The organism is Paenibacillus sp. UNC499MF, assembly GCF_900107975.1.
Classification (GTDB): domain Bacteria; phylum Bacillota; class Bacilli; order Paenibacillales; family NBRC-103111; genus Paenibacillus_F.
The window spans coordinates 402,112-415,500 of record NZ_FNVF01000002.1 but is presented as its reverse complement, the minus strand read 5'-3'; the positions used below and the strand labels follow the sequence as shown (position 1 = coordinate 415,500).

Genomic DNA, 13,389 nt, shown 5'->3' with positions numbered 1-13,389 from the left:
CAGAGCGCGGCATGGCTGCCGTTCTCTGCTCCGCATGTGCGGCAGTCCGACCGTTACTTCTTCTCGGTCGTATCCGCTGCGTTCTTGTCTCCGACGGTGACGCTGATTTCAACCCGTTTGCCGTCACGCATCACGCCGATTTTGGCTTTGTCCCCGACTTTCAGGGCCTGAATCTTGGTCGTCACGTCCTGTGAATTCGTCACTTTCTGATCGTTCACGTCGACGATGACGTCATAAGGGCGCATTCCCGCCTGGAAAGCCGGGCTCTTGCGCGTAACCTCAGCCACAATCGCACCTTCGGTGTTCTGCAGCTTCAGCTCGCTTACCCATTCCTTATCCACGTTCTGGAGGCTCACGCCAATGTACGGAGCTTTCTCCTTCGGAATCGTCACATTGTTTTTCAGGTTATCCAGCACGGTCGAGAAGGTGCTTTCCGAAATAGCGAACCCGATTCCCTGTGCCTGCGAACTTACCGCCGTGTTGATCCCGATCACTTCACCGTTCATGTTAAGCAGCGGGCCGCCGGAGTTGCCGGGGTTAATGGAAGCGTCCGTTTGCAGCAGGTGCTTGTAGTTGCGCGTGCCCTGCTCATCTTGAATCGTGATCGGGCGCTCTTTGGCGCTGAGTACGCCGACGGTCACCGTGTGGTCGAATCCGTAAGGGTTCCCGATCGCGACGACCCAGTCGCCCACGTTCAGGCTGTCCGCTTTACCGATCGGCAGAATCGGGAAATCCTTGTCGCCTTCGATTTTCATCGCGGCCAGGTCAAGATCGTAGCTGTTGCCCAGAAGCTTGGCGACGAACGGCTTATCGTAACCTTGAACGGTTACGCGGATTTCATCGGCTCCGTCGATGACGTGCTCATTCGTCAGAATGTAGCCGCTTTTCTCGAAGATAAAACCGGTTCCGCTGCCTGCCAGCTGAAGGGCGCCTTCGCTGCCCGAACCGCTGCCCTGCTTGGAATCTCCCTGGTCACCGAAGAAGAACCGGTAGAAGGGATCGTTCATCTGATTGCGCTGGGAGCTGCTTTTCGACTTCACGTAGGATTCAATCTTAACGGTTGCCGGACTTGCCTGGGCGAAAATCTGGGCGATATTGTCCGGGCGGGCCGAATCCAGCGAAACTTTGCTTGCGCTCCCCGCCGCTACCGTCTGAGAAGAGTTCGGCTGCGCGCCCGGCAGCGTCATCGGCTGTTTGCCGGTAAACAGGTTCGTTTTGTCGGCCGCAAACATCAGCGTGCTTACGACGACCGCACCGGCCAGGAAAGCCGCGAATCCGCTGCGGAGGGACGAACGCTTCTTGGCGGGTCCGCTGCCGTTCCAGCCTCCGTTCGGCGCCGATGCGCCGTCCCGGCTGAAGGAGAACGATCTTACCGGCTTCGGAGGCGTCACTTCCACCGGCTCCGATCCTTCACGGTTCGAATAGGCTGTCGTGTCGGATTCGGTTCTTTGCGTTTCCTCGCTCATGCCCGTCTTGTGCGGGCCGTAAGAGTAGTAGTAGGAAGGCTTCTCCTGCGCCGTCGCTTCTTCGCGCCCGGAGTCATATCCCGCTTCATGGCCGGCCTCCCGTCTTTCCAGTTCACGCTCGCGATCACGGTCGCGGTTTAAATCCGAATCGTTGCTGGGGCCTGGGCCGAATTCTTTTTTATAGTCATCCATGGCAATTCCTCCATTTATAAAAGTTAGGAAAAGGTAAAAAACGAAGGACGGTTGGCATGATGGCTTTTTTGTAATCCGTGTTGTTCACCGTCTCTGTACTTTTATAATGGACTTCCTTCCTTAAGCAAACCTTAAAATTCAATAAAATGGAGGTAAAAAAGCCGGCTCTCCGGCCGGCATCTTGTCGATCTGGGTCCATTTAACTAAAACCATGGAGCAAAAAATTCAGTGGAGCCACTTTTGTTCGACATCCCGCAGAAGTTTCTCGGCTTTGCCGATCCACTCGCTTTCGATCTCGGCGTCCGGATCTAGCGGAGTCTGAAACTGGTTCACAAGCGCGGAAACCGTCATCATATGGGCTTCGGGATCATTGCCTTCATTGTATACATGCTTGAGCACGTAAGGCGTCCCGATCTTGACCATCGCGTCGGTTTCGTCCGTATCGCCGTCCAGAGTCCCTTCCGTCACTTCAAAAGGGATGCGCAGCCACACTTTGTGGGCCTCATCCAGATAACGGTCGAACGACCCGTGATCATATTCCCAGTTCCCGCCTAATGTAAACTCGAACGTGTGCAAATAATCCCGGACATTGTCGAACGCTTCTACCGTTTCCTGGAGTGAGGAATTCAAAGCTTTCACAAGGCAACCTCCTCTTCATCGCGCCGTTCAATGAACCCGCGCAGCCATAGGTTGCGTATTTCCGCCTTCTTTTATGAGCCGCTGGAAAAAGGACGGCCGGGTGATACGAAGTCCGGCGTTATGCCCCGGTGCCGGCCCAGCCCTTGCGGTGCGCGTAAATAGCCAGCTGCGTGCGGTCGTCCAGCTCGCACTTCATGAGCAGATTGCTCACGTGCGTCTTCACCGTCTTGATGCTGATGTGCAGCGCTTCGGCGATTTCCTTGTTCGATTTGCCGTCTGAAATGAGGGAAAGCACTTCACGCTCGCGCGCCGTCAGCCCCTCGTCTTCCGTCTGCGCCGACCGCTGACGGAGTCCGCGGGTCAGCGCCAGCGAGACTTCGGGGTTTAAGACCGGCATGCCTGTCGCCGCCCCCTTGATCGCCTGGGCCAGCTGCTCCGAGGAGATCGTTTTGAGCACATAAGAAATCGCCCCCGCTTCAACCGCCTGAACGACCTTGTCTTCTTCCAGAAAACTGGTCAGCATGATGATTTTAATAGAAGGAAAGCGCTGGGTAATTTCCCGGGTCGCTTCGATCCCGTTCATAACCGGCATGGTCAGATCCATCAACATTACATTCGGAATATCGCCGGCTTCCAGAGCTTCGAGCTTGCGCAGGGCTTCCTCCCCGTTTGCCGCTTCCTCAACGACGGTAAGCTCCTCATCGAGCATAATATACGTGCGCAGACCGACCCTTACCATATCATGGTCGTCCACGATCATCACCTTTACTTGTTCTTTCACAGCGAAGCTTCCCCTTTCGGCTCTTTCACAAATTTAGGTATCCGTACACGGACTGTCGTTCCACTGCCCGATCCGCTGAGGACCTCGGCATCTCCGCCCAGCTTCTGCGCGCGTTCGCGCATCGTGGACAAGCCGTGGGAGGCAGACGATATCGCGCTCCGCTCGAAGCCTTTGCCGTTGTCCGCAAGCTGCAGCACATACTGGCGCCCCGAATCGTGCAGCTTCAGCTCGATTTCCGTTGCGGAAGCGTGCTTGACGACGTTGGCCATCCCTTCCTGGATGATCAGGAACAGCTGATGCTCGATCGCCTCGGAAATCGGCTGCTCGGTCTCTACATCGAGCCGGCCCTGAAGCTCATGAGCCCGGCAGTATTCCGGGAACCATTTTTCCAGCGCCTGCTCCAGCGTACTTCCGTCCAGCTCGATCGGACGCAGCTGGGAAATGAGCCCCCGCATCTGCTTCTGGGCGTGATGCGACATCTGGATCAGCTGTTCCATCAGCTGGGTGGCGACGTCGGGATTATGCCCGATCACCTTGGGCAGAGAGGAAGCCGACATGTGAATGGCGAAGAGCTCCTGGCTGACGGTATCGTGGAGATCCCGGGCCAGCCTCCGGCGTTCCTCGACCACCGCCGTCTCGACGGAGCCGTGCTCGATCACGGAGCGTTCTTCGCCCATTTCCTGCAGCAGCCGCGTCCGCTCTTCAAGCGCCCCGGCCATCTCGTTGAACGATTTGTAAACGGGATGGAACGAATCGATAGGATCGATCTGGATCCGATCCTTCAAGTTGCCTTTCGCCAGCTGAAGCATGGCGATATGCAGCACATCCACCTTGCGCTGGAAGGTGCGGGAGGCCACGAAACCGACCGCCTGTCCCAGCAGCACGGCAAAAACGGCCAGGCTGAATTTCCACCCGCCGCCTGCCGTTTCCCAGGGCATGTAGAGCTGCGCAAAGCCCAGAATGCCGAGGGTCAAAAGGCTGGAGGCCAGAAAGTACAGCATAAGCTGCCATTTCATGCTCCACAGCTTTACCATGCGCCCCGCCTCCTAACCCATCTTCTTCACGACGATATCTCCGATGAACATCGATACGTGAAGATTGATTTTTTTGGCGCCTTCCTGATAGTAAGGCGTCCGGTAATTCATCGAGCGCATGATTCCGTCCTCGCGCCGCTCCAATACATTCATATCGCCGATAAAAGAAGACGTCGTCACGCTGATCTCCACGTCGAGATCGCTCGGGATGAACACCTTCACATCCCCGATAAACGCCGAGATATTGATCCGCGTTTCCCCCATCGGAATGCTCGCTTTTGTCAGATCGAGCGAGGTATCGCCGATAAAGTGCGAGATGTTAAGCGGGGTCAGCTCCCAGTAATCCTGCCCCATATACACGTCGCCGATAAAACCCGATTTGTTCTGGGGCGGGGCGTAGGAATTCACATAGTGGTAGTCCGGCCCGCGCTCATAAGAATTTCCCCCCGGTGGAGGTGGAGGCGGTGGAGGAGGCGGTGCATAGCCTGCACTTCCGCCGGGCTCTCCGGCTTCCGGGTAAACGCCGCCGTTTTTCCAGTCCGCTTTCCTGCCGCGTCTTGCCTCGCGCCTGGAGATTTTCTCCTGCCATTTGCGCGCTTTTTCTTCCCACTTGTCCTCCAGTTTACGTTCCCAATCGCTTCCCCAATGCCCGTGCCCGGCTCCGTGCCCGTGACCGTCCCGGCTTCCCCCATACTCCGAATCGTGACGGCGGGAGCTTCTCCGGCCGAAAATCATTTTGATTCCGAAAAGGATCAGGACGACCGGGATAAGAAACTGAAACATTTCCCCGAGCGAATACGGAGTCCATCCGAGATTCCGGGCCTGGAAAATACCGCCGATCAAAATGAGGATAAGCCCCCAGGCTCCGTCCTGCCTCCCCTTGTTGACAAGCACGCTCATCAGTCCCGCATAGATCAGAAAGAGCGGCCAAAAGGTGGAAACCAGCTCCCTGAAGCTCAAGGAGATAAAGCCGAGCTGCTTCAGAAAAAACAGCAGGCCGAGCGCAATCAGGAGAAAGCCCCCCGCCAATCTTCCCCACATAGAACCGTTCATGTCTAATTCCCCCGTTGAATTTCGTTTTCATGAATTAAGTGTACCTCCCTCTATCTTTTCTGAAAAGAGACAAAGGGTTGATTCCTCACTCGGTCCCGAGACCGAGAAAAAGCGCCTGCGGAAATCGCAGACGCTTCTTGTGCGGTATATGTGAAAAGTTTAGGCTTCAGGTGTATCGACAGGATTGTTTTTAAAAATTTCCTGGACGAGCTGGTTCCAGATCATCTGGGTCACTTTGCCTGTACCTTCTTTGACGACAAAGACATTAACTGTTTTCTTGCCCCATTCTTTGTAGATCTGGTCTTTCGTTTCATAATAAAGGTCAATTTTCTTGCCTTTGATGGCTCCGCCGGTATCGGCTACGATGCCGTATCCGTAACCCGGTATATAAAGGACCGTTCCGATCGGGAACACTTTCGGGTCCGCCGCGATCGTCGACAGGGAATGCTCGTCCCGCTTGACCTTAATGCCGGATTTGGTAATGCCGTAATCCGGGTGCCCCGGATTTTTGCCGGTCGATTCGATTCCCGAGTAATAGCCGGTCGCTACCACTTCTACCGCCTTGTACTGGGATAAATCTTGACTGGAATCGGGCATCAGCTTGTAGCTGATCTTGCGTGACTGGCTGGATGCGGCTTGGACCTCGCCGGTTCCGTTTTGTGACTGGACGGGCTGCTCGGAAGTTTCAGGTTTCTGGCGGGATACTAATCCCGAAATCGCCGGAGCGATTTTTTTCTCGAGTGCCGCTGTATCTGTTAATCCTGTCAGACTTGTTTGATCTTGACCGCACAAGACAAGAGCGATGTTCAACATCATAACCATACTGAACCATTTGGTCGGATTGCTTGAATCAGGCAACATATGTTCGATACCTCCCCCTACTATAAGAGTTTGTCCAATTTTAAAAGAGTTTAAACATCCGCCAATCTTTGCAAAGTAAGGTTTTCCTTGGAATACGGATTTTATGCACACTTTAATTCCTAGTTATTTACAGTGTTTAACTTGCGGAAGGCCGGGTAAATAGGGTGGGATATGAACTCTCATCAAAAACATACAAGGAAAGGCGGATGATCGAATGGACGTAAGAAATTGGGGCGAGTGGAACTTCCTCATGATGAACGGAAATTCCATTTGGAGGCTCATAGGAGCCCTTCTTGTTCTGATCATTGGTTTATGGATAGCAGGCGCCGCTTCGAAAGCCGTCTATAAAGGACTTTTAAAAGCGAACGTGGATGCCCGCGGAAGAAAATTTTTCCCGCCGGACAGCTCCGTCAGCCGGATTGTGTCCAAGGTAGTCAAGTATTTCATTATTCTTGTCACGCTGCTCGTTGTGTTAGAACTTCTTAATTTCACGAATGTGCTGAATCCGTTCGTTGGTTTCATCGCTATTATCACTTCTTACATACCGCATCTGCTGGCTGCGGCGCTGCTTGCGGCGGTCGCTCATATTCTCGGTTCCATGCTGAAAAGCGTCGTGTCCGGATTCTTCGGCTCCCACACGATTAAAAGCAGAATGCCGAATCTGGTGCACTACCGTGAAGTGGCCGGCAACATCGCCTACGCCATTGTGATCCTGCTCTTCGCACCTAGCATTCTGGCCTCGCTTCAGATTCCGGCCATTTCCGTGCCGATCAGCGCGGTCATCAATATGGTCATCGGCTATCTGCCTCTGCTCGCGGGTGCGATCCTGCTTGTCGTACTCGGCCATTATGTGGCCAAGTTCGTGGCCAAGCTTGCCTCTACCCTCACATCCTCGCTGAACCTGCAGCGCTGGATCGGGGCCGGCATGAACGTGTCCCAATTCGTTTACAGCATCGTGTATTTCCTGATTCTGTTCCCGATTGCGGTACAAGCGCTTAACCTGCTGCAAATCGAATCCATCCGGGTTCCGGCTCAAGGCATTCTGAATCTCGTTATGGCCTGGATTCCGAAAATTCTCATTGCGGCGTTCCTGCTCTACATCGGCTACATTCTGGCCAAAATCGTCCGCAATCTCATCATTACGCTGCTTTCGCCGATGGATATCGACAGCAAGCTGAACAGCCTGATGCCGATGTTCCGCCGCAAGGCTTCCGATGCCGGAGCCGGAATGGGCGTACCGGGCGGCGTAAATCCCGCCGCATCCGTTTCCGCTCTGCCTATCACGAAATGGATCGCGACTCTGATCGCCGTCTTCGTATTCGGCTTCTTCCTCGTCGAATCCACGAACGTGCTGGATCTTGAATTTATTTCCGCCACATTCGCCGCTCTGATGGTGATGCTGCCGAAATTTATTCTGATCGTCATCATCGTGCTGATCGGCATTATCCTGGCCGGCTTCGCGGAGCGCATGATTCGTCCGGGCAACCCGCTCAAAGGGTTTGTCCAGCCGGTAATCATCGTTCTGGCCGTCGTGATCGGTCTGACGGAAATCGGACTGGGCTCGGTCATTATCACGTCCGGTTACATGGTCGTCATGGTCGCCCTCGGCGCCGCCTTTATCATCTCCGTCGGTATCGGCAGCATTCCGGCCGTCAAGCGCTTCTGGGATAAGAAGCAGAACAGCAAGGACCACGATAACATTTCCATGTAAGGCGTACGACAAAAAGCACCCTCCGGAATCGTTTCCGGAAGGTGCTTTTTTTGCGGTTGCGGGACGGCATCCCGGTGTCTGACGATGTGTGTGCGGCGGCTGACGGGCAAATTTTCAAAAAATAAATCGGGGAGCTGCACGCCGGATAATCACGATTCCCGGCCCATAAGAGAAATGTAGACAGGGTTAGACATTAATCAAGGAGGCCATCCTTCGAGCAGATTCATCTACTTTCGGGACAGCCTCCTTTTATCCGGTCAATCCAAAAAGCTTATCAAGCATCCCGCTACAACTTAAACTGCGTTATTTTCTCCTGGAGCTCTTCTGCCATGCTGGAAAGTACATTTGCGGAAGATGTAATCTCTTCCATGGAAGCTAACTGCTGCTCCGTTGAGGCAGCAATATTCTGCGTTCCGCCGACCACTTCATTGGTGACTTCCAAAATCTGATTCATCGATGACAGAACCTCGGAAACACGAGCTGTCATTTCTTCTTGAGCAGCGGAAACAACTTGGATATTCAGCGAAACTTCATCAACCGCACCGCGAATTTCATTAAACGATGATCCCGCTTGGTTCACCAGATGGAGTCCCTCATTAACCTCTCTTGTACCCTGTTCCATGGACTGGACAGCGTTTTGAATTCCTTCCCGGATGCTCTCCACATAGGAAGTAATCTGCTGGGCCGAGTTGGATGACTGTTCAGCTAACTTTCTTACTTCACCTGCCACCACGGCAAATCCGCGTCCATGTTCTCCGGCGCGGGCTGCTTCTATGGAAGCATTTAAGGCGAGCATATTCGTTTGATTAGCGATTGTATTAATGACTTCTACAATTCTTCCTATGTGAAGGGCATTATCTACTAAGTATTTCATGGACTCAGCGGATTGGTTCACGGTAAAACTGATAGAATTCATCTGTTTAATCACCACATCAATCGCTTGATTTCCTTCCGTGGCAAGGTTTGTCGCAATAAACACCTTATCCATAACCACCCGGGAATTGGATTCGATTTGTTCCACTTTTGCCGATATATCATTTATAGCACGATTCGTTTGTTCAATATTTCCCGCCTGTATTTCCGTTCCGGTCGCCAGCTCTTGGACGACTGCGGCTGTTTGCACAGACGATTTTGTCGATTCTTCGGCGCTGACTGATAATTGTTCCGAGGAACTGGCCACATGTTCGACAGTGACTTGCACCTGCTCCAAGATACTGTGTAACGATTGGGCCATCTCATTGAAACTTTCGGATAGCTGCCCCAGCTCATCATTTGAGTGGACAACCACTTTCTGTGTAAGGTCGCCTTTGCTGATCTTTTCAACACCGCTCATTAATTCTTTGATAGGATGTAATAACTTTTTCAGCCCGAAAACCTGCAGGATAATCCCAACAGCCAAAAATAACAATGAAGCAATAACTAAGGACCAAATCAATTTGTATTGCTGCTCTGAAATTACGGATGCATTCACGTCAATCCCAAAGACGGCGACGAGCTGCTGCTGTTCATCGAGGACCGGAACTAATACAGTAAGCCATGATCCGATATCATCCTTGTAAATAGGCGGAATGACCGGTGATTTCGTTTGCTTCACGGTTTGGAATGCCTTCACCATCTCGGGCGGCTGATCAAATAATACTCCGGGTTTAAGCCCCGCTTCCAATAAGTGAGTAGGGTTAGAAATGACCCTCGTTTTTGCACCCTCCACGATATCCGGCTCGAATATAAACCCTTGCGCTACATTAGCATTTCCAGCTGACAATTCATCCAGTAAGGACACAAGCTTTTTCTGAATGGCTGAATCTAAAGCAGGACTTGTCTTCCCTGTTTTCAAGTCTTCTACTTCAAATCTGTTCTTCCATAATGTTGCGACTCCTTTTGCCTGCTCCTCCAAACTGCTAGTAAGCGCACGGCTCATAATAACGTAACTAATCACCGACATGATCATACACGCTATCACTATTCCCGAAATAGAAAATATCAAATTTTTCAAAAAAAAGGTTAAAGCGGTTTTTTTCTTTTCTTCCCCCATAATCTCGGCTCCCTCTCTTAATGCTGGGTAATGATTTTACCAAACAAAGGGTATATTCTCGAACCTGACATAAGATTCCTTTATTCGACAATCTTCATCTTTATAGGGTGTCCGGATTTATGGTTGTGATTACTTATTTACTTCTTATTTACTTCTTCATATGGATTGGAATACTCGCAACAGGACCATCCATCGGGATACAACGGGTCTACCCTCCCCTTATACTGCCCGGCCATTACAGCCTTGCCCTGCCGCTTTCCGTCCCTTAAAGCAAAAAAACACACCTGATTTCGTTATAGGTGCGGGCTGCTTCGGCAGAGGCTTCAAATACAACTAAAAAAGGACAGCCATAGCCTTTGTTCAATTAAACAATTAGCCGTGGCTATCCTTATTTTTAACCTTATCCGAACGGTTCAGTCCGGATCTGCCGCCGGCTGCGCCCCCGTACACAGAACCAGGCGCGCGGCCGGTGGGTTCAGGGCTAACCGCGCACGCTCAGCAGCACGCCGATTCCCGAAGGATCGGTCACAAGCCATCCGTCTTCCCGGGCCGCGGCGTTCACGTTTCCTTCCCGGAGGCGGGCCAGAATCCGCTCCAGCTCCTCGTTATCGGGCAGCTCGACGGTAAACCAGCGGATGCCGGCGGCATGGGCGGGTGCGGGCGGCGCCCCTGCGCCTGCCCACGTGTTCAGCCCGATGTGGTGGTGATAGCCCCCGGCCGCCACGAAAAGAGCCGCCGGACCGAAACGGAGCGTGATCTCGAACCCGAGCAGGCCGCAGTAGAAGGCTTCCGCCGCCCGCAAATCCGTCACATGGAAATGTACGTGACCGATTTTCGTTTCCGCAGCCATTCCGCTCCACGGCTCCTCTCCGGCAAGCTCCAGCAGACTTTCCCAGTCCACCGGGTCGGTCGCCATCACGTAGTGGCCGTTCGCATCCTTCCGCCACGTTTCGCGGGGACGGTCGGCATAAATTTCAATGCCGTTGCCGTCCGGATCGTCCAGATAGAGCGCTTCGCTCACGAGATGATCGCCCTGGCCGACCTCGATACCGCCGCGGATCAGGCTGCGCAGCGCGAATCCAAGCTCTTTGCGGCCGGGCACAAGAATCGCGAAGTGATACAGACCGGCATACCCGCGTTTTGGTGCTTTAGCGGCACCCGGTAGCTCTTCCAGAATAACAAGGGGCTTCTTGCCGTCCGCCGTCAGTTCGGCGAAAGCTCCGTTCCGTGTCAGCAGCTTGAGTCCGATCACGTCCTGATAAAACGGAAGAGACCGGTCAAGGCTGCCAACCTTAATATGCACAGATCCGATTTCAGTTCGGGGGTCGATAACAGGCGTCATAAGAGTCATCCTTCTTTCAAAAAGATTTAGGAAACACAAGTAAATGAGACAAAATAGATTAGAACGAGACAGAATATATTTAGTTACTTTTTGTAAGTAATTATAATTTAATTACTCGATAATGTCCAATAACAAAAAAACAGGGAGAGCCTCTACTGAGGTTCCCCCTGTTTTGACGGTTTTATAAATGCTGTGTTCAGAAAACCGGCGGTTCGGCCGGCCGCTTCCACAGTATATGCCGCCTGCTTATCTGGACTTATTGGCGATATCCTCTTGGATGAGACCCACAACGTGCGCCAGGCTGTGAACGCCCAGGTCGCCTTCGCCGCGCTTGCGGACCGACAAGGTGCCGGAGTTCATTTCGTTCTCGCCTACAACGAGCATATACGGCATCTTCTCCAGCTGCGCCTCGCGGATCTTGTAGCCGAGCTTCTCGTTGCGGTTGTCCGCTTCCGCGCGGATTCCGGCCGCAAGCAGCTTCTCTGTCACGTCATTGGCATAAGCCTCGTAAGACGGCGATACCGGAATGACTTTGGCCTGTACCGGCATCAGCCAGGTCGGCAGAGCTCCGGCGTAGTTTTCCAGCAGGAACGCCGTCATCCGTTCCATCGTGGAAATAATACCGCGGTGGATAACGACCGGGCGGTGCTTCTGGCCGTCTTCGCCGATATATTCAAGCTCGAAACGCTCCGGCAGCAGGAAGTCCAGCTGTACGGTGGAGAGCGTTTCTTCTTTCTTCAGCGCCGTGCGGATCTGAACGTCCAGCTTCGGACCGTAGAAGGCCGCTTCCCCTTCCGCTTCGTAGAACGGCAGGTTCATTTCTTCCACAACCTCGCGGAGCATGCGCTGGGACATTTCCCACATCTCGTCGTTCGGGAAATATTTCTCCGTATCCTTCGGATCGCGGTAGGACAGACGGAAACGGTAATCCTTGATGCCGAAATCCTCGTAGACGTGGCGGATCAGGTTGATGACGCGGGCGAATTCTTCCTTGATCTGATCGGGACGGCAGAAAATATGCGCGTCGTTCAGCGTCATCGCGCGTACGCGGTGCAGACCGGTCAGAGCGCCGGACATCTCGTAGCGGTGCATGGTGCCGAGTTCCGCAATGCGGACCGGCAGCTCGCGATAGCTGCGCATGTCGCTCTTGTACACCATCATGTGATGCGGGCAGTTCATCGGACGGAGGACGAGCTCCTCGTTGTCCATGACCATTTTCGGGAACATGTCCTCGTGGTAGTGATCCCAGTGGCCGCTCGTTTTGTACAGCTCCACGTTAGCCAGGACCGGCGTGTAAACGTGCTGGTAGCCCAGGCGCTCTTCCAGATCGACGATATAGCGTTCCATAACGCGGCGTACTTTAGCGCCGGCAGGAAGCCAGATCGGCAGCCCCTGGCCGACTTCCTTGGAGAACGTGAACATTTTCAGCTCGCGGCCCAGCTTGCGGTGGTCGCGCTTCTTCGCTTCTTCAAGCAGATGCAGATGCTCGTCCAGCTCCGCTTTCTTCGGGAAGGCAGTGCCGTAAATACGCTGGAGCATTTTGTTTTTGGAGTCCCCGCGCCAGTATGCGCCGGCAACGCTCAGCAGCTTGAAGGCTTTTATTTTGCCCGTGGAAGGCAAGTGAGGACCGCGGCAGAGGTCGAAAAACTCGCCCTGATCGTAAATGGTCAGCACGGAGTCTTCCGGCAGATCGCGGATCAGCTCCAGCTTCAGCGGATCGCCGAGCTCCTCGAAAATCGCGATCGCTTCTTCACGGCTGACGACACGGCGGACGATCGGCAGGTTTTCCTGAACGATCTTCGCCATTTCCTTCTCGATCTTCGTCAGATCTTCAGGTGTCAGCGGATTTTCGATATCGATGTCGTAGTAGAAACCGTCTTCGATGACGGGGCCGATTCCCAGCTTCACGGCCTTATCGCCATACAGGCGCTTGATCGCCTGGGCCATCAGGTGGGCGCTGCTGTGGCGCAGCACTTCGACTCCCTCTTCCGAGTCCAGCGTTACGATTTTAAGCTCGGCATCTTCTTCGATCGGAGAGTTCAGATCAACCTGACGGCCGTTTACGACGCCGATCACCGCGTTCTTTTTGAGGCCGGTGGAAATGGATTCCGCTACCTGCTCGACGGTTGTGCCCGGGGCATATTCTCTCACGGAACCGTCCGGAAAAGTTAATTTAATCATGATTCGTCAGCTCCTCAGCTCTATAAATTTCAAAAAAGAGCGCAAAAAAGCACACACATCCCGAAAGGGACGAGTGCGCTCGACTCGTGGTTCCACC

General features: G+C 53.4%; 10 protein-coding genes. 1 reads left to right on the top strand and 9 read right to left on the bottom strand.

What is annotated here, in order from left to right; all coding sequences use genetic code 11:
- Positions 1-53: 53 nt before the first annotated feature.
- The 6 genes from C4S74_RS07010 to C4S74_RS06985 all read right to left on the bottom strand — a co-directional run bounded on the left by C4S74_RS07010 (position 54) and on the right by C4S74_RS06985 (position 6,026).
- Complete coding sequence (locus C4S74_RS07010) at positions 54-1,658, bottom strand: S1C family serine protease (RefSeq protein ID WP_103994627.1); 1,605 nt, start codon at positions 1,656-1,658, stop codon at positions 54-56.
- 225 nt (positions 1,659-1,883) lie between these two features.
- Positions 1,884-2,297, bottom strand: a complete 414-nt coding sequence (locus C4S74_RS07005; RefSeq protein ID WP_103994626.1) for a YugN family protein — start codon at positions 2,295-2,297, stop codon at positions 1,884-1,886.
- A 118-nt stretch (positions 2,298-2,415) separates the two neighbouring features.
- Positions 2,416-3,078, bottom strand: a complete 663-nt coding sequence (locus tag C4S74_RS07000; protein WP_103994625.1) for a response regulator transcription factor — start codon at positions 3,076-3,078, stop codon at positions 2,416-2,418.
- Positions 3,075-4,112, bottom strand: a complete 1,038-nt coding sequence (locus C4S74_RS06995) for a sensor histidine kinase (RefSeq protein ID WP_103994624.1) — start codon at positions 4,110-4,112, stop codon at positions 3,075-3,077. The genes C4S74_RS07000 and C4S74_RS06995 overlap by 4 nt, the downstream gene beginning before the upstream one ends.
- A gap of 12 nt (positions 4,113-4,124) precedes the next feature.
- On the bottom strand, positions 4,125-5,165 hold the full coding sequence (gene liaF, locus C4S74_RS06990) for a cell wall-active antibiotics response protein LiaF (RefSeq protein WP_103994623.1): 1,041 nt from the start codon (positions 5,163-5,165) through the stop codon (positions 4,125-4,127).
- A 159-nt stretch (positions 5,166-5,324) separates the two neighbouring features.
- The gene (locus C4S74_RS06985) at positions 5,325-6,026 is read right to left on the bottom strand and encodes a 3D domain-containing protein (RefSeq protein ID WP_103994622.1); all 702 of its coding nucleotides are present in this window, start codon (positions 6,024-6,026) and stop codon (positions 5,325-5,327) included.
- A 214-nt stretch (positions 6,027-6,240) separates the two neighbouring features.
- Here C4S74_RS06985 and C4S74_RS06980 point away from each other — a divergent pair, with 214 nt between their 5' ends.
- Complete coding sequence (locus C4S74_RS06980; protein ID WP_103994621.1) at positions 6,241-7,737, top strand: mechanosensitive ion channel; 1,497 nt, start codon at positions 6,241-6,243, stop codon at positions 7,735-7,737.
- Between the two features lie 286 nt (positions 7,738-8,023).
- Here C4S74_RS06980 and C4S74_RS06975 read toward each other — a convergent pair whose 3' ends face one another.
- From C4S74_RS06975 to thrS, 3 genes are all read right to left on the bottom strand, one after another.
- Positions 8,024-9,769 (bottom strand): methyl-accepting chemotaxis protein, encoded by a 1,746-nt coding sequence (locus C4S74_RS06975; RefSeq protein WP_103994620.1) that lies wholly within the window; start codon positions 9,767-9,769, stop codon positions 8,024-8,026.
- A 481-nt stretch (positions 9,770-10,250) separates the two neighbouring features.
- The gene (locus C4S74_RS06970; RefSeq protein ID WP_103994619.1) at positions 10,251-11,111 is read right to left on the bottom strand and encodes a VOC family protein; all 861 of its coding nucleotides are present in this window, start codon (positions 11,109-11,111) and stop codon (positions 10,251-10,253) included.
- A 246-nt stretch (positions 11,112-11,357) separates the two neighbouring features.
- Positions 11,358-13,292 (bottom strand): threonine--tRNA ligase, encoded by a 1,935-nt coding sequence (gene thrS / locus C4S74_RS06965; RefSeq protein WP_103994618.1) that lies wholly within the window; start codon positions 13,290-13,292, stop codon positions 11,358-11,360.
- Positions 13,293-13,389: the final 97 nt, after the last annotated feature.

Bases quoted from the DNA above. Each gene is read 5' to 3' on its own strand.
- liaF (WP_103994623.1), bottom strand. From the start codon at position 5,165: ATGAACGGTTCTATGTGGGGAAGATTGGCGGGGGGCTTTCTCCTGATT.
- thrS (WP_103994618.1), bottom strand. From the start codon at position 13,292: ATGATTAAATTAACTTTTCCGGACGGTTCCGTGAGAGAATATGCCCCG.
- C4S74_RS06995 (WP_103994624.1), bottom strand. From the start codon at position 4,112: ATGGTAAAGCTGTGGAGCATGAAATGGCAGCTTATGCTGTACTTTCTG.
- C4S74_RS06985 (WP_103994622.1), bottom strand. From the start codon at position 6,026: ATGTTGCCTGATTCAAGCAATCCGACCAAATGGTTCAGTATGGTTATG.
- C4S74_RS06975 (WP_103994620.1), bottom strand. From the start codon at position 9,769: ATGGGGGAAGAAAAGAAAAAAACCGCTTTAACCTTTTTTTTGAAAAAT.
- C4S74_RS06970 (WP_103994619.1), bottom strand. From the start codon at position 11,111: ATGACGCCTGTTATCGACCCCCGAACTGAAATCGGATCTGTGCATATT.
- C4S74_RS06980 (WP_103994621.1), top strand. From the start codon at position 6,241: ATGGACGTAAGAAATTGGGGCGAGTGGAACTTCCTCATGATGAACGGA.
- C4S74_RS07010 (WP_103994627.1), bottom strand. From the start codon at position 1,658: ATGGATGACTATAAAAAAGAATTCGGCCCAGGCCCCAGCAACGATTCG.